General features: G+C 42.1%; 11 protein-coding genes and 1 pseudogene. 7 read left to right on the forward strand and 5 right to left on the reverse strand.

The window, feature by feature from the left end:
* Positions 1-29: 29 nt before the first annotated feature.
* From ACYRYG_RS06650 to ACYRYG_RS06665, 4 genes and pseudogenes are all read right to left on the reverse strand, one after another.
* Positions 30-2,216, reverse strand: a complete 2,187-nt coding sequence (locus ACYRYG_RS06650; RefSeq protein WP_460197855.1) for a DUF349 domain-containing protein — start codon at positions 2,214-2,216, stop codon at positions 30-32.
* Between the two features lie 198 nt (positions 2,217-2,414).
* Positions 2,415-3,340: pseudogene (locus ACYRYG_RS06655) on the reverse strand (magnesium transporter CorA family protein).
* A 274-nt stretch (positions 3,341-3,614) separates the two neighbouring features.
* Positions 3,615-5,069 carry an aminoacyl-histidine dipeptidase gene (locus ACYRYG_RS06660; RefSeq protein ID WP_293425219.1) on the reverse strand — a complete coding sequence of 485 codons (1,455 nt, stop codon included), beginning with the start codon at positions 5,067-5,069 and terminating at the stop codon, positions 3,615-3,617.
* A gap of 155 nt (positions 5,070-5,224) precedes the next feature.
* Positions 5,225-6,244 (reverse strand): lysylphosphatidylglycerol synthase transmembrane domain-containing protein, encoded by a 1,020-nt coding sequence (locus ACYRYG_RS06665; protein ID WP_293417593.1) that lies wholly within the window; start codon positions 6,242-6,244, stop codon positions 5,225-5,227.
* A 633-nt stretch (positions 6,245-6,877) separates the two neighbouring features.
* Here ACYRYG_RS06665 and rsmA point away from each other — a divergent pair.
* The 4 genes from rsmA to ACYRYG_RS06685 all read left to right on the forward strand — a co-directional run bounded on the left by rsmA (position 6,878) and on the right by ACYRYG_RS06685 (position 10,227).
* Positions 6,878-7,687 carry a 16S rRNA (adenine(1518)-N(6)/adenine(1519)-N(6))-dimethyltransferase RsmA gene (gene rsmA, locus ACYRYG_RS06670; RefSeq protein ID WP_293417590.1) on the forward strand — a complete coding sequence of 270 codons (810 nt, stop codon included), beginning with the start codon at positions 6,878-6,880 and terminating at the stop codon, positions 7,685-7,687.
* A gap of 152 nt (positions 7,688-7,839) precedes the next feature.
* Complete coding sequence (gene frr, locus ACYRYG_RS06675) at positions 7,840-8,400, forward strand: ribosome recycling factor (protein WP_460197856.1); 561 nt, start codon at positions 7,840-7,842, stop codon at positions 8,398-8,400.
* Entirely contained in the window at positions 8,401-9,333 is a 933-nt protein-coding gene (rsgA, locus tag ACYRYG_RS06680; RefSeq protein WP_294077075.1) for a ribosome small subunit-dependent GTPase A, read from the forward strand.
* A 9-nt stretch (positions 9,334-9,342) separates the two neighbouring features.
* A complete protein-coding gene (locus ACYRYG_RS06685) occupies positions 9,343-10,227 on the forward strand; it encodes a glycosyltransferase (protein WP_460197857.1) in 885 nt (294 codons plus the stop codon).
* A 32-nt stretch (positions 10,228-10,259) separates the two neighbouring features.
* Here the strand turns inward: ACYRYG_RS06685 and ACYRYG_RS06690 are convergent, their stop codons facing one another.
* Complete coding sequence (locus ACYRYG_RS06690) at positions 10,260-10,427, reverse strand: hypothetical protein (protein ID WP_293417578.1); 168 nt, start codon at positions 10,425-10,427, stop codon at positions 10,260-10,262.
* A 407-nt stretch (positions 10,428-10,834) separates the two neighbouring features.
* Here ACYRYG_RS06690 and cas9 point away from each other — a divergent pair, with 407 nt between their 5' ends.
* From cas9 to cas2, 3 genes are read left to right on the forward strand one after another with little or no spacing between them, the layout of a single operon-like run.
* A complete protein-coding gene (gene cas9, locus ACYRYG_RS06695; RefSeq protein ID WP_460197858.1) occupies positions 10,835-15,313 on the forward strand; it encodes a type II CRISPR RNA-guided endonuclease Cas9 in 4,479 nt (1,492 codons plus the stop codon).
* Between the two features lie 11 nt (positions 15,314-15,324).
* Complete coding sequence (cas1, locus tag ACYRYG_RS06700; protein ID WP_293423529.1) at positions 15,325-16,260, forward strand: type II CRISPR-associated endonuclease Cas1; 936 nt, start codon at positions 15,325-15,327, stop codon at positions 16,258-16,260.
* Positions 16,260-16,592 carry a CRISPR-associated endonuclease Cas2 gene (gene cas2, locus ACYRYG_RS06705; RefSeq protein WP_293424820.1) on the forward strand — a complete coding sequence of 111 codons (333 nt, stop codon included), beginning with the start codon at positions 16,260-16,262 and terminating at the stop codon, positions 16,590-16,592. Before cas1 ends, cas2 begins: the two co-directional genes overlap by 1 nt.
* The last annotated feature ends 45 nt before the right edge of the window (positions 16,593-16,637 follow it).

Consider the following 16,637-nt stretch of genomic DNA (forward strand, 5'->3'; position numbering starts at 1 on the left):
TTCCAGGCCTTGAATTCTCGATTGCAGATCTACTGGTCAGCTTTATCCCCCTTGGCTGCAGGCTCATCAGGGCCCTTAGTCTCCGCAGGCGTGTCTGCTGACGGATTCTTCACCTTCTTGTCAGTGACCGGAGTGGTCTTTCCAGTTGATTTATCCTGGGCTGCCTCCCGGTTTCTCTGATCAATAGCCTTGATCTGCTGCCTGACCAGTTCCAGATTATCTTTCTGTCTCTGAACTTTCCGGTTCATCTCTTCAATCAGACTGCTTCCCTTCTTGCTGGCAGCATTCAGGAACCCGAGATTATTCTCATAAGTATTAATCTCCTGCTTTAACGACTCATAACGGTGCATCAGCCGGCCACGCTCATTATCCAGCGCACCTTCACCCCGTTCCGCTACATTCTTCAAATTGCTCCTGAAATTCTCCAGACGATGACGGGCCACCGACACATGCAGGTTGGTATAGATCTGGTCAAGGACATCATGATAAGCCTTGTAAACCTTATCCTTTTCTTTATAGGGAACATGACCGATACCATTATATTCACTGACCAGTTCCTGAAGTTGGTCCTGTACTTTATCCCCGGGATTCTTCAACAGATCCTGCAACTTGCCGATAATCTCGTTCTTTTTATCCAGGTTATCGTGCTCTTCCTGATGAGCACCCGCATGAACAGCATTACGAGCTTCAAAAAAATGATTGCAGGCAGAAAGAAAATCATTCCAGAGTTTATCACCCTCTTTCTTAGGAACCATTCCTATCGTTTTCCATTCCTTCTGTAAGGCAATCAGTTTATCGGTCGTCGAATGCCAGTCAGTGCTATCCGTCAAGGCCTGAGCCTTTTCCACCAGAGCTTTTTTCTTCTCAATATTCTCGGCAAACTTAGATTTCAAGCCCTTGAAGAATTCTGCTTTTGCATCAAAGAATTGATCACAGGCAGCACGGAAACGCTGGAAGATCTTCACGTTCATCTTCTGAGGGGCGAAACCTATTTTCCGCCAGTCAGACTGGATAGCGATGATATCCTTCGTATGCTTCTCCCAGTCACCGGCTCCCTTGTTTTCTTCGCCGGCTATAGCCTCCACCTTTTCACAAAGTGCAGTTTTCTTCTCCAGATTATCTTTTTCCTGAGCACGGATCTGCTCAAAGTGTTCCTGATGCTTTTTGTTTATGACCGTCGAGGCTGCCTTGAAGCGCGCCCACACCTTTTCGCGAAGATCCTTGGAGACAGGCCCCGTCTCCCGGTATTCCTGGTGCAGTTCCTGCAGTTGATGAAAGGCACTGATCACATCCGGCACTTCAGCCAGTTTTTCAGCTTCTTCACATAACTTGGTCTTCAACTCAAGATTCTTCTTGAAATCATATTCACGAGCCTCCCGGTTGAGATTGAGCAGATCATAGAACTGTTCCACATACAACTGATAGTTACGCCACAGTTCATTGGCTTTTTCAGGCGGAACAGCTTTTATCTCCTTCCACTCCTGCTGGAGAGCCTTGAAATCCTGATAGGAGTTGTTGGCAGCCTCAGGAGATGTAGCCATCTCCTTGATCTTTTCGATGATTTCCTCCTTCTTTTTCAGATTCTCCTCTTTTTCCGTTTCCTGTTTCTGAAAAATTCTGGCACGCTTTTCCTTGATGATTTGTATCTCAGCCTTAAAGGCTTCCTCCATATCATCAGGGAGTACGGAATAATGATCCGGATCTCCGCCACCGTCAAGATAGGCTTTCATCTTGGCTTCACGGTCAGCATTCAATAATTTGTAGAAAGAGGTCTTTAAATGATCTACTTCTGCTTTGTCAGGATTTTCATTTCCGCGAGCGATCTCAGTCACACGTGCAAGCACATCCTGCCTGCTCGTATAGACCTTTTCTGCAGACTCCTCTTTTTTATCAACTTTTTCTTCTACAGACGAATCTTTCACACTCTTCTGTTCCGGCACAGATGAAGCCTCAGGTGCAGGACCGGAGATAGCTGCATCTTCGGTAACTGGAGTCTGAACTGTGTCGTCTGTGGGATGAGACTCTGTCTCTGCCGTTTCAGCAGAATCAGGAGCCGTTTCAATAGGTTGATCTTTTTGTTCTTGAGAGCCAGCACCTTCATCAGAAGTATTCTCTGACTGATGGTCTGCTGACTGCTCCTCTGTGGTTGCCTTCTCTCCTGTAAGGGGAGACTCTTCAGAGGAAACTGATTGCTCTGACCGATTCACTTCTTCCATTTTACCTTTTAACAAGGTATTTTCTTGAGAGTCCATCATTTCACTGTTTAGTTTATGATATGGTTTTTCAATGCCAGCGCCTGTCTTCATACAGGGCCATAAATAGCTCCTGTAGCTTATACAAGGCTTATACTATGCAAACTTATATAAATTTTTTGTAAAAACCTAAAGAATATTGATTTTTCTAATTTATTTTGATCAAAGCAAACGTTTATAACGTAAAATCCACCACGATAAGCCGGATACAATGGCAGAAAGGACCAAGGCGATGAGAAAACCATACGGATTACGCTCCAGCCCATTGATCAAGTTCATCCCTAAAAGGGAAGCGATAAGTGTAGGAAACATCATGATAATACTCACTGAGGTCAGCGTACGCATCGTGGTGTTCATATTGTTATTGATAATACTCGAATAGGTATCCATCGTCGATTCCAGAATATTGGAATAGATGCTTGCCGTCTCTCTCGCCTGCATCATCTCAATATTGACATCCTCTATCAGATCTGTATCCAGTTCATCCACCTGCAACTTGAATTTCAGTTTTTGCAGCAAACTCTCATTGCCTCTGATAGAGGTGATGAAATAAGTCAGGGAATCCTGCAGCCTGCTCAGACCGATCAGGCTCTCATTGTTCACCTCCCGATCCAGGTTGTGCTTAGCTTTCTCAATAAGGGAACTGATCTGTTTCAGACGCTTCAGATACCATACGGAAGAAGAAAGGAACAAGCGGAAGATGAGGTCTACATAGTCCGTAAAACCCACTCCCCTCTTCTGCTGATAACTGACAAAATCTATCATCATGTTCGTCTCATAATAGCACACGGTAATCGTCACGTTTCCTTTATGGATAATACCCAGAGGAACCGTCGTATAAGGTGTACGGGAACGGATCTCCTTGACATACGGGATTCGGAGGATGATCAGCATCCAGCCATCATCATAATCATAACGGGCACGCTCATCAGTATCACTGATATCTGAAAGGAAATAGTCGGGGATATGGTATTCTTCTTCCAGCAGTTGCTGGTCTTCTTCACTGGGACAGGTTACTTGAATCCAGCAATCAGGCTTCCATGCGTCGATTGCCTTAAGGTTTTATCAATATTCCAAAATGTTCTCATCGTGCTAATCTCCATAAAAAATCAAGGTATGGGAATTAGCATTCTGCGTAATTCTCACACCTGCCAACTTCTGTTTGCCGCGTGATAATCGTCCATTTAAACTTTTATTTTTTAATAGTTTTGCAAAAGTACGTAAAATAATCCATAAACAGGGCTTTCCCGGGAAATAATTTTAAAATTATTTCCCGACAGCCTTGTCTGAATTAATCATTTGAAGGGCATCTCCGTACAAGTCTCTGCCCGGTAAAAGAGCAGCGGCCTGCCGGCCCTCCGCTTACTTCTCCGGTATTTCAGCCAGAACCTCCTTGACCAGATCCCAGTACGGAGCAATAGAAGGAATGAAGCAACGTTCACTCGTCGTATGCGGAGAAAGGATTGTAGGTCCGAAGGAGACAATATCCAGCCCTGGATATTTGCTCAGGATCACAGAACACTCCAGGCCGGCATGATCAGCCTGGATGACCGGATCCTTGCCATTCTGATCACGATAGACCTTCTTGACAAGTTCCACGATCGGACTTCCCGGAACGGGATCCCAGCCGCTGTAATCACCACTTACCATGGTTTTCATACCTGCCATACTGAAACAACTCTCAAGTTGCTCCACCATATAGGCTTTCATGTCCTCGCGGGAAGAGCGGACCAGGATCTTAAACTCAGCCTTATGGTCATCAATGTCGATGATAGCCAGATTGCTTGAAGTCTCTACGACATCCGGATAAGCGGGAACCATACGGAGCACGCCATTATGACAGGCATAAATGGCATCTACCAGATTATCCTGAATTTCCTCGGGTACACAGGTCTTCGGTACTGCGACCTCCTCAACCAACAACTGTACACCCTTCTCAATACCGTTGAATTCCTCTTCAATCATCGTCTTCTGCTGCTCAGCCATCTGCTTGAGTTTACCGATATTTTCCTTCGGTAAGGTCACGACTGCCACAGCCTGGAAAGGAATGGCATTGCGCATATTGCCACCCTGCCAGGACACCAGACGGGCACCGGCCTTTGCTATTGCCTGCCGCACAAGGCGGACCATCTCCTTGTTGGCATTTGCCCGCCCCTCATTGATTTCCAGACCGGAATGGCCGCCACGCAGCCCTTTCAAGGTCATCTTTACGGCCCCGTCCAGATCATTGCTCTCTTCCTTGTAATCAAGTTCTGCCGTTACATCGATCCCCCCTGCAGACCCGACAGTAAATTTCCCCCACAGTTCTGAATCAAGGTTCAAGAGTATGTCCGAATGCAATTCTCCCTCAGGCAGGTCATTGGCACCATACATACCTGTCTCCTCATCACGGGTGATCAGGACTTCGATCGGGCCATGCTTCATATCCTTGGCTTCCATGACTGCCATTGCCGTAGCTACTCCCATGCCATCATCCGAGCCCAGTGTAGTGCCCTTCGCCTTCACCCAGTCTCCGTCAATATAGGCATCTATCGGATCCGTTTCAAACTGATGAGCACTCTCAGGAACTTTCTGCGGGACCATGTCCATGTGCCCTTGAAGCAAAACGGTCTTACGGTTCTCCATGCCCGGCGTGGCAGGTTTGCGCATGACAATATTCCCTGCCGGATCCTTGAAAGCCTCTACACCGGCCTTCCTGGCAAAGTCGAGCAGGAATTGCTGAATTTTCTCAAGATGTCCTGAAGGACGTGGGACTTGTGTCAACGCATAAAAGTTATGCCAGATTGCCTCTGGCTTTAAATTTTTGATTTCTTCCATTGTATTATCCATTTAAGTTAAATCAATTCTTCAGACTCATTTCTTTGCCAAGAGAATATCAGATTGGCGACCGGAGGAAAAGAAGTTTTCCATGACCATTTGTCCTCTTTTTATTGAGGACAGGGGGACAGGCCCCTCAACACTGTCAGGAAGACTTATGCTGCTTCCTCAGGGACGCTGATCTTTCCCGTCTTTTTTTTAGCTGTAAAGGACAAGGCCAGCCAACCGTAGATACCGATCAGCACAACCAGCAAAGTTTGTATGCTATGCACGATCAATACAAAATTGAGGGCATCGGTAGCCCCCACACCATATAGCATCAGCATCGTCTTCACGGCAAAGTGCCATGGCCCGGCTCCGTTCGGCGTCGGTACGATCACGGCAATGCTGCCCACGATAAAGGTGACCAGAGCACAAGAAAGACTCAGATGGGAGGTTGCCTGAAAGCAAAAGAAGGTAAGATAGTAATGCAGGAAATAACTGAGCCAGATGGCAAGGGTGAAAAAGATGAACAAAGGTACATTCTTTACTTTTTTCAGAGATATAACTCCTTGCCACATACCCTTGAAGGCATCTTTCACCTTTTTATATATGGAGAGTTTCTTCAGCAGAAAATACAACAGGACAATCACCGTTATCCCACATATTCCCGTAACGAGATAGCCCGAAAAAGTAAAGCGGCCGAAAAAGGCTCCCATACTGGTCCCCGTCTTCCGGAAGAAAGTATGGAAAACAGGGATCTGGTAAAGGATGGTCAGGAATGCGACGAGCAGGATCAGCAGGGAGTCAATCGCTCTCTCGGTCACTACCGTGCCGATAGACTTGGGAAAGGAGACCCCATCCCAGCGGCGGAGGATCCCGCAACGGGCAAATTCTCCTATTCTGGGAACCACCAGACTGGAAGCATAGGATACGAATATGGAGTTGACACTCACCGAGGTCCGAGGGGTCTCTCCCACCGGCTCCAGGGTCTGACGCCAGCGCCACCCGCGAAAAGCCTGGGCGAGAACACCGAAAGGCAGGGACAACAACATCCATGTCCAGTTCATCCCATGGAACATTTCATATTCCACCTGTCTGAAGTTGAAACCCCGATACATCCAATAAAGAATAGCACCGCCGAGAAATAACGACAGTACTACTTTCAGTATCTGGCTCAAAACCTTTTTCTTCATACGTTGCAAAGTTAGACAAAATAAATGAAAAGGAATTGCTTTTTCCGGACTATATTGGACTCTCTGGAGGGAAACAAACGCTTTAGCTCTCATGCAACTTGATCAACATCAATAAAAAAGCGGGAAAATCAACTTTATCAGCGAATTGTTATCGCACACAATCAAATGTTTGTATATTTGCAATCGAAAAGAAAGAGAGATAAAAAAGGAAACAGGATAACAGGATTTATGAAGTGAGTGAGTACGAGAGAGTAAGTGAGTAAAAAAGAGAAAAAGTAAAAGGATTGTTTAATTTAGAGGTAAAAAGATTATGGTAACATTAATTTCAGCAGCCGTCGTTGCAATCATGATTGCACAGGCTATCAAAGTAAACAACAAGATTAACTTGAGCAACAAGTAATCTTGCTACTGAGTGAGAAAATTCAATTAAAACATTATAAAAGGCGAGGCAATTCATATTGTCCCGCCTTTTTCTTTGCTCTGCCAGCCCGTTCAAGCTCCCCTTCAGACCGTCAGTGCTCACTATTCCGGATGCAATCCTGAAGTATTTCCACACGGAAAGCGCAATTTTCGGACTTGCAGCCGTTTTTATCAACAAGATTTACTACTTTTGCAAAGTAGAGCAGCAGAAATATGAACAAAGTAAGACCCAAGAAGAATCTCGGTCAGCATTTCTTGACTGATTTGACCATTGCACAGCGGATCGCCGACACGGTTGATGCCTGCCCTGCCATTCCTGTTCTGGAAGTAGGACCGGGGATGGGAGTGCTCACCCAATATCTCATGAGGAAATCCCGTGAATTGAAAGTCGTTGAGATTGATTCTGAATCCGTGACTTACCTGCACGAGCATTTTGCGGTCATGAAGGAAAATATTATTGGGGAGGATTTCCTGAGAATGGACCTTTCCAAAGTGTTTGAGAACAGGCCGTTCGTGCTGACCGGAAATTACCCTTACGACATCTCCTCCCAGATTTTCTTCAAGATGCTGGATTTCAAGGATCTTATCCCTTGCTGTACGGGCATGATCCAACGGGAAATGGCACAGCGGATCGCTTCCCCACCGGGTAAAAAAGCCTACGGCATCATCTCAGTCCTGATCCAGGCCTGGTATAATGTGGAATATCTCTTCACAGTCGATGAGAATGTCTTCAATCCTCCTCCTAAGGTGAAAAGTGCCGTCATCAGGATGACACGTAATGGAATAACTGACCTGGGGTGCAATGAAAAACTTTTCAAGCGACTGGTGAAAACCGTATTCAACCAGCGCCGGAAAATGCTTCGGGTCAGCCTTCGTCAAATGTTCCGGAAAGACCAAATCAACAAGGATTTCATTTCACAGGACATCATGACGAAAAGACCGGAACAACTCTCCGTAGACCAGTTTGTTCACCTGACCAATCAGGTGGCAGCCGAATACCAGAGAGCAGGTATCCCTTTTTAAGCCCAAGCGGAAAGTCATTCCCGGAATGATCAGGATGCAAAGGGAAATCCATTCACAGAAAAATAATTCATTGCATCAAAAATGCCCTTAAACAGTTGCATAATCGGAATATTATCTCTATTTTTGTCAATACGAATCTAATATAAAATCTTATGATAGACGTTAAGCAAACACTAAGAAGCGCAGAAGACCGTATGAAGAAAGCTACGTGTTTTCTGGAAGAAGAACTGGCACGCATCCGCGCCGGTCGCGCCAATGCAGCCATCCTTGATGGCGTAAGAGTGGAGTCCTACGGACAGACAGTCCCCCTGAACCAGGTAGCCAATGTCTCTATTCCTGATGCTCGTACCATCGTGATCCGCCCCTGGGACCGCAAGCAGATCAAGGCAGTGGAAAAGGGGATCATGGACTCTGACGTAGGCATTACACCGGAAAACAATGGTGAAGTGGTCCGCCTGAACCTTCCTCAACCTACTCAGGAGCGCCGTAAAGAACTTGTCAAGCAGTGCAACAAGATGGGGGAAAAGACAAAAGTGGAAATCCGTAGTGCACGCAGTGAATATAAGGAGAAATTCAAGAAGGGGATCAAGGATGGACTTTCTGAAGACCTCGAAAAAGATGCTGAGGACAAGCTTCAGAAGGTTCACGATAAATACATCAAGGATGTAGACCTTCTGCTGACAGACAAGCAGAAAGAGATTATGACGGTATAGATGAAGGGACTTGTCATCAAAAATACCGGCAGCTGGTATACGGTCAAGACGGCTGACGGGCATATTGTGGAGTGTAAGGTCAAAGGCAATTTCCGCCTGAAAGGGATACGCTCCACAAATCCTGTGGCAGTAGGTGATCAGGTAGAAATCACGATGAATCCCGAAGGAACGGCTTTCATTACGTCTATTGATGACCGGAGAAACTACATCATCAGAAGGGCTCCCAACCTGTCCAAGCTGAGCAATATACTGGCCGCTAATCTCGACCAGGCCTTTCTGATGATAACCATCAACTACCCCATCACCAGCACGACTTTCATTGACCGCTTCCTGGCCGGAGCGGAAGCTTACCGTGTGCCGGTCACTCTGGTGTTCAATAAGCATGACCTGCTGAGCGAGGACGAACTGCACTATGAGAAAATGATGATTGACCTCTATAATCACATCGGCTATCCTTGTATGGAAATCCAGGCCAGGAACGGCGAAGGAACAGAGGCACTGAGACCACTGCTGAAGGGTAAGATCACTCTGGTGAGCGGTAACAGTGGCGTGGGCAAATCCACCCTCATCAACCAGCTCGTTCCGGAAGCTCATCTCAGAACGGCTGAAATCAGCGGGGCACATCACACGGGCATACATACCACTACATACAGCGAAATGCTGGAACTGCCTGAAGGTGGCTATATCATTGATACTCCTGGCATCAAGGGATTCGGCACTTTCGACATCGAGCCCGCAGAACTGACTAGTTATTTCCGTGAGATCTTCGAGTTTTCCAAACAGTGCCGCTTCTCCAACTGTACCCATACGAATGAACCGGGATGTGCGGTGAAAAAGGCCGTGGAAGAGCATTACATCTCTGAAAGCCGTTACAATTCTTATCTCTCCATGCTGGAAGACAAGGATGAAAATAAATACCGGGAGGCTTATTGATAATAAAAAATGACTGAAGTATCGTTTATCATATTAAATTATAATACAGCTGTCGATACTTTTAACTGTGTCAACTCTATTGTTCAGTTTTATAGAAAAACTGACTATGAAATCATCATCGTAGACAACAACAGCAAGGAAGAAGACTTCCAACTGCTGAAAGAGCAACTTGGCACCCGATACACGATTATCAGGAATAAAAAGAATTTCGGCTTCGGTGGCGGGAACATGATGGGAGCCAACTTTTCCACGGGGAAATACCTTTGTTTTCTGAACAGTGATATAAAATTGGATGAAGACTGCATCACGCCCCTCTGTACTGACCTCAAAGATCATCCCGATATAGGATGCATCACACCACAGCAATATGATTTCAAGCATAAGCTGCAACCTTCGTTCAAGCATGCCCTGGGCTTTCGGAGGAGTTTGCTGGGGGACCGCTTGTTTGAGAAGTATTTCCCAGAGAAATATCCCAGTCGGAAGGATCCTCCTCACGACTCTTTGTTCAAAGTATCCGAGATCAATGGTTGCTTCATGCTTTTCCCTGCAGTTGTCTTCTGGGAAATCGGAGGTTTCGATAACAACATATTCCTTTTGTATGAAGAATATGACATTTCCCAAAAGTTAAGACGGAAGGGTTATCTCAATGCCGTAGACACACGCTGCAAATTCTTTCATATCCATGGCGCGACCATGAACAAGAGGAAGAAAATTACGACGCGAGAACGCTATCTGTCCAGGATCTATTGTTATGCTAAATACCATAATGCTTTTGCCACCCTATTTTTCAAGGCCATCACCTTGATGCAACTATTGGTAAAACCACATAAGTGGTATATCATTCCTCCTCTGTTAAGAGGGGAAATACTCAGTCAATCCATGAAAAACCAATAGTCCCCTATTTTGGCTCTCCACATATTTTCCGTTTACATAGATCTGTCCGTACCCCTGGCAATTGGCGGATGAATATCCGGCATCCTGGCATTCATCGTGAAATCATAGATACATTTCTTATCCCCTGAAGAGGCACTCTTTTCAGTTTGTAATGAGCCGATAATGCTGCGTTTGCATTGCATCAGTCTTTCATTTCTCATTCGTTTTCAATATTAGGATGATTATCTAACCCCAAGATACATAAAAATAATAATAACGAAACGTGATAGTAAATCTGACTTTTTAACCTACTGATAAATCTATTACATTGATGTAAATATCCTCCATTTACCTTTTCATGGAGAGGAATAAGGGAAAGAAAAAGAGACAAAAATTGTGCACGCAATGCGTTCTCAATTTAGCAGCAAGCATAGGCTTGGAATGTCATAGAAAAATTAAGAACCATAAAAAAAGGGTGACTTACGCCACCCTAGATGTTTTCACAACGGAATAATCCTTATTGTGATTAGCTAAAATTTCAGTGCAAAGGAATAAAAAATATTTGAATCTTGCAAATTTTTCTTTATAATTTTATATATTTGTAACAAATAAACTATTTCTCTATATTATGAAACATATCTTAGGTTTAGATTTAGGAACAAACAGTGTAGGTTGGGCACTCATCAATGATGAGCAAAAACAAATAATCAAAGCAGGAAGTCGTATTATTCCAATGGATGCAGCTACAATGGGAAATTACGAAAGCGGAAATCTCCAATCTCCTGCTTCTCAGAGAACCACGTTCCGAGGAACACGCAGACTTTATCAACGTGCAGAACTCAGAAGGGAAAGGCTGCTTAGAATATTGCATATTCTCAATTTTCTCCCACCACATTTCGAAGAACAAATTGATTTTGCAGAACATCCAGGTCAATTTAAAAATCATGGAGAACCCTTGCTTCCATACAAAAAAGACAAAAATGGGAAAAATGAATTTATTTTCCAAGGTTCTTTCTCTGAGATGTTGGATGACTTCTCAAAAAATCAACCAGAAATGGTGTCTGAAGGGAAAAAGGTACCCTATGACTGGACCATTTATTATCTTCGTAAAAAAGCTTTATCAAGACCTGTTACCAAAAACGAACTAGCATGGATAATCCTTAACTTCAACACCAAAAGAGGTTATTATCAATTAAGAGGAAAAGATGAGGAATTGAAGAGCGATAAAAATGAAGAGTATAAGAGTCTTAAAGTAAAACTGGTAGAAGATTTGGGATCAGACACAAAGAAAAAAGGATTTAACTGGTATCAAATCACTTATGAAAATGGTGCTTGCCAAAGAAAATCAAGTCCCATCCCTCCACGACATATTGGAGAACAGGTTGATTTAATTATTACCACTACATATAACAAAGATGGCAGCACAAAAACTGATAAGGAAGGAAATCCACTCATCAAGGTACGAGATCCAAAGGAAGACGATTGGACTTTGATGAAGAAACGTACAGAATCTCATATTGAAAATAGTGGAGGCACTGTCGGAACTTATATTTATGATTACTTATTAGCGAATCCTTTTGTGAAAATACGAGGAAAATTCGTTCATACTATAGAACGAAAATTTTATAAGGATGAACTAATTGAAATCCTAAACAAGCAAACAGAATTCCTACCAGAGCTTAAAGACAAAGAACTATTAGAGAAATGTATAGATGAATTATACCACCATAACGAGAACCACAGGGAATCATTAAAAAACAAGGGATTTACAAATTTATTCGTTAACGATATTATCTTCTATCAACGTCCTCTTAAAAGCAAGAAAAGTGAAATCGGTAATTGTCCATTTGAATATTATTCTTTCAAAGACCCTCAAACTAAAGAAAGAAAGATTCAACATATCAAATGTATTTCTAAATCTAATCCTATTTATCAAGAATTTCGTCTGTGGCAATTTGTTCAGAATCTTAAGATCTATGCCAGAGAAAAAGAAATTGATGGGAGGCTCCAAACAGATGTTGACGTTACAAGTGAATTTCTGAAATCGCCTGATGATATCTGCAAACTCTATGACTGGTTGAAAGAACGAAAAGATATTAACCAGGAAGAATTACTCCATTCGCCAATCTTTAACTTAGACTCCAATTATCGTTGGAATTATGTTGAAGAAAAAAAGTATCCCTGCAATCCGACACATTTCGGAATTCAAAAAGCACTCAAAGAGGTCAAAGGAACACCAACATTGAATACAGGACAAGAAATGCAGTTATGGCATATTCTCTATTCTGTTGAAGACCGTATTGACCTTGATAAAGCTCTCCACCATTTTGCTGAACGTAACAGAATTGATTCAGATTCTTTTACAAACGCTCTGATTGATACAGAACCTTATCCAGCTGAATATGGAGCCTATTCTGAGAAAGCAACGAAGAAGCTCATCCAATTAATGAGAACAGGAAAATACTGGAGTTCAAATGACATTGACAAACAAACGAAAGAACGTATTTCAAATATTATAAACGGTCTGGTCGATAAAAATATTTCTAACCGGACAAGGGAGAAATCCATCAGGTTACAAAATATCAATGATTTTCAGTTTCTTCCTCTATGGTTAGCCTGTTATATTGTCTATGACCGACATTCCGAAAGTAATGACACTAAAATATGGGAAAAGCCAGAAGACATCGATAGTTACCTACATAAAGACTTTAAACCTAATTCGCTCCGTAATTCAATTGTAGAAACTGTCCTTAGAGAAGCCCTCAAGGTAACCAAGGATATTTGGACGACATACGGTACAATCGACGAAGTTCATATTGAAATGGGAAGGGACCTAAAACAACCAAAAGAAAAACGAATAAAGGATATGAAACGGAATTTGCAGAACCAGCGTGTTAATCTGCGTATCCGATATCTCCTACAGGAATTCGCTGACCCCAAATACAACATTGAATCCGTTCGTCCCAACTCCCCTGGACAACAGGAACTACTTAAAATATACGAAGATAACGCATTGAATAGTGACCAGAATGTTCCTGAAGATATTCTGGATATTGTTGATCATCTAGGTAGTCCAACAAAACCAATCTCCCAAGCAGAAACCATGAAATATCGCCTGTGGTTAGAACAAAAATATTGTTCACCATATACAGGACAAACTATTCCTTTATCTAAGTTATTTACCCCAGCTTACGAAATAGAACACATTATCCCACAATCCCGCTATTTTGATGATTCGCTCAGCAATAAGGTAATCTGTGAAAGCGAAGTCAATAAAGCTAAAGGGCGCATGCTAGGCTATGAATTTATTACCAAACAAGGTGGCAGTATCATTCCAGGATCACAAGGAAAAGACTTCAAGATTTTAGATAAAATACAATATGAAAAATTCGTAAAGCAACATTATTCTCGTAATCATGGAAAGATGAAAAAACTTCTCATGGAAGATATCCCGGATGCTTTTATAAACCGCCAATTGAATGATAGCCGTTATATGGCAAGAAAAGCTTTGGAAATTTTTTCACATCTCGTACGTGAACAAAACAATGATGAAGAAGCCATATCAAAGAACATTATTGCAACTAATGGCAGTATCACAGATCGTCTAAAAAAGGAATGGGGCATCAAAGATGTCTGGAATCAAATCATTACTCCAAGATTTGAACGCATGAATCAAATTACAGGTACCCACAATTACGGAGAATGGATATGTAAGAATGGGAAACGCTATTTCCAAATCAATATTCCGCCTTCTATTTCTATGGGATTCAGCAAGAAACGTATTGACCATAGACATCATGCCATGGATGCTATTATTATTGCCTGTACGACGAGGAATCATATCAATTACTTAAACAATTCCATGGCAGTATCCAAGCAGAAAGACCAAAGAAATGATCTGAAGCATTTGCTCTGTACGAAGAAATCAACTGACGACAAAGGCAACTATATATGGCAGTTCAACAAGCCATGGCCTACTTTTACCCAAGACGTTCACAAAGAACTCAACTCTATTATTGTCAGCTTTAAACAAAACTTAAGAGTCATTAATCGAATGAGCAATTACTATTGGCATTATATCAATGGGCAAAAGGTATGTTCCAAACAAGTCAAAGGAGACAGTTGGTCTATTCGTAAGTCCTTACACAAAGCAACCGTTTCGGGCGCAGTGAGACTACCAGAAAGAAAAACCGTAAAATTTGCAATCGCACTTAAGAATATCCATCAAATTTGCGACAAGAAAAAGCGTCATATCATCCAGGATGTCATCAAGTCATATAGTCATTATGATGAAAAAACTATACTCAAATATTTCAAGGATAGGAAATATATCATAGAGGATTATGATTTTTCAAAACTTGAGATATACACTCTTCCCCAAGAAGCCAAATGGGCAGCAACTCGTATAAATATTGATGCCAGCTTTGACCAAAAAGCGATTAATTCCATTACTGACAGTGGAGTGCGTAATATTCTCTCTAGTCATTTAAAGAAATACAATGATGCAAACGGCAAAGAACATCCAGAGAAAGCCTTTTCTCCCGAAGGTTTACAGGATATGAACCTTCACCTTAAGGAACTAAATCAAGGGAAAGCCCATAAACCCATATTGAAAGTAAGAAAATACGAAGCTCTAGGAAATAAATTCAATATTGGAATTCGGGGTTCAAAAGACAAGAAATATGTGGAAGCTGACAAAGGCACAAATCTTTTCTTTGCCATTTATGAAGATGAAGAAGGCAATCGAACCTATGATAGTATTCCTTTCAATATAGCAGTAGAACACTTAAAGAATCTTGAAGACATAGCACCTCAACGAAAAGAAGACGGATCAAAATTGTTATTTACATTATCGCCCAATGACCTTGTTTACTTACCTGAAGAAGGAGAACACGTTGACAAAAACCATTTGTGTAAAGATCGTATTTACAAAATGGTATCTTCCTCTGGAAAACAAAGTTTTTTTATCCCCTGTAATGTTGCAACTACAATTGAAGATAAAAAAGAATTCAGTCCATTAAATAAGATGGAAAAATCTATCAATGGAGTAATGATAAAACGATCTTGTATTAAAATCAATGTCAACAGATTAGGGGACATTCTTTAAATCACGATGCTATGATTAAGAAGACATTATATTTTGGTAATCCAGCCTATCTTGCACTACGTAACCACCAATTGGTTATTAAACTTCCAGAAATAGAAAAGCAAAAAGATTTGCCAAATATACTCAAAGAACAAGCCGTCCGAACCACACCTATTGAAGATATCGGAGTGGTTGTATTGGATAATAAAGAAATTACAATCACCCTTAATGCAATATCTTCCCTGCTGGACAATTCTGCAGCTTTAGTTACTTGCAATGAAAAGCGTATGCCTACTGGACTATTATTGCCACTCCAAGGTAATACGACTCAAAACGAACGATTCAGAAACCAACTCAATGCGTCAACTTCACTACTCAAGCAACTTTGGCAACAGACCGTGAAGGCTAAGATCGAAAACCAAGCCTACCTTCTTTCTACTCAATCTCCCAAATCAGTAGCCTGTATGTATGCATGGGCAAGAGATGTAAAAAGTGGAGACAGTGATAATTATGAGGCTCGTGCAGCTGTATACTATTGGAAAAATATATTTAAAGGGAAGCCTGATTTTATTAGGGGTCAAGAGGGCGACCCTCCAAATAATTTATTGAATTATGGCTATGCCATTCTTCGTGCGACTGTTGCAAGGTCACTAGTCATCAGTGGTTTGTTGCCAGTTATGGGGATTCACCATCATAATAAGTACAATGCCTTTTGCCTTGCAGACGATATCATGGAACCTTACAGACCCTTTGTAGACAAGGCCGTCATTGATATTATGTCCAAGCAAGAAATTCCAGACAAGTTGAATACCAATCTAAAACGCGATTTGCTGAATATCCCTATAGTAGACGTAAAAATAGGTAATAAAAAAAGTCCTCTCATGATTGCCGTTGGACAGACTACAGCAAGTCTAGCCAAATGCTTTACAGGTGAAATAAGAAAAATATCTTACCCTACTTTCCCTTGATTAGTCGACTTAATAAATATAGAGTCATGTGGGTGCTGGTTTTCTATGACTTGCCAACAGATACAATTAAGGAGCGAAAAGCTGCTGCCAAATTCCGTAAGGAAATTATGGGAGATGGTTTTACTATGTTTCAATTCTCCATTTATGTACGTCATTGTGCAAGTATGGAAAATGCTCAAGTCCATGTAAAAAGGGTTAAATCATTACTCCCCGAATATGGTAATATTGGCATCCTTTGTATTACTGATAAACAATTTGCTGACATCCAAATTTTTATTTGTAAGAAAGAAAAAAAGCCGAATGCGCCCTATCAACAGCTCGAACTATTCTAAAACAGAAAGAAGGATTTCCCCTTACTATAGGAAATTCTTCTTTCT

It is taken from the genome of Segatella asaccharophila (assembly GCF_054687055.1).

Coding starts and splice junctions, on each gene's coding strand:
- rsmA (WP_293417590.1), top strand. CDS start 6,878: ATGAACAAAGTAAGACCCAAGAAGAATCTCGGTCAGCATTTCTTGACT.
- ACYRYG_RS06650 (WP_460197855.1), bottom strand. CDS start 2,216: ATGGAAGAAGTGAATCGGTCAGAGCAATCAGTTTCCTCTGAAGAGTCT.
- ACYRYG_RS06685 (WP_460197857.1), top strand. CDS start 9,343: ATGACTGAAGTATCGTTTATCATATTAAATTATAATACAGCTGTCGAT.
- frr (WP_460197856.1), top strand. CDS start 7,840: ATGATAGACGTTAAGCAAACACTAAGAAGCGCAGAAGACCGTATGAAG.
- ACYRYG_RS06660 (WP_293425219.1), bottom strand. CDS start 5,069: ATGGAAGAAATCAAAAATTTAAAGCCAGAGGCAATCTGGCATAACTTT.
- ACYRYG_RS06665 (WP_293417593.1), bottom strand. CDS start 6,244: ATGAAGAAAAAGGTTTTGAGCCAGATACTGAAAGTAGTACTGTCGTTA.
- cas1 (WP_293423529.1), top strand. CDS start 15,325: ATGATTAAGAAGACATTATATTTTGGTAATCCAGCCTATCTTGCACTA.
- rsgA (WP_294077075.1), top strand. CDS start 8,401: ATGAAGGGACTTGTCATCAAAAATACCGGCAGCTGGTATACGGTCAAG.
- cas9 (WP_460197858.1), top strand. CDS start 10,835: ATGAAACATATCTTAGGTTTAGATTTAGGAACAAACAGTGTAGGTTGG.
- ACYRYG_RS06690 (WP_293417578.1), bottom strand. CDS start 10,427: ATGAGAAATGAAAGACTGATGCAATGCAAACGCAGCATTATCGGCTCA.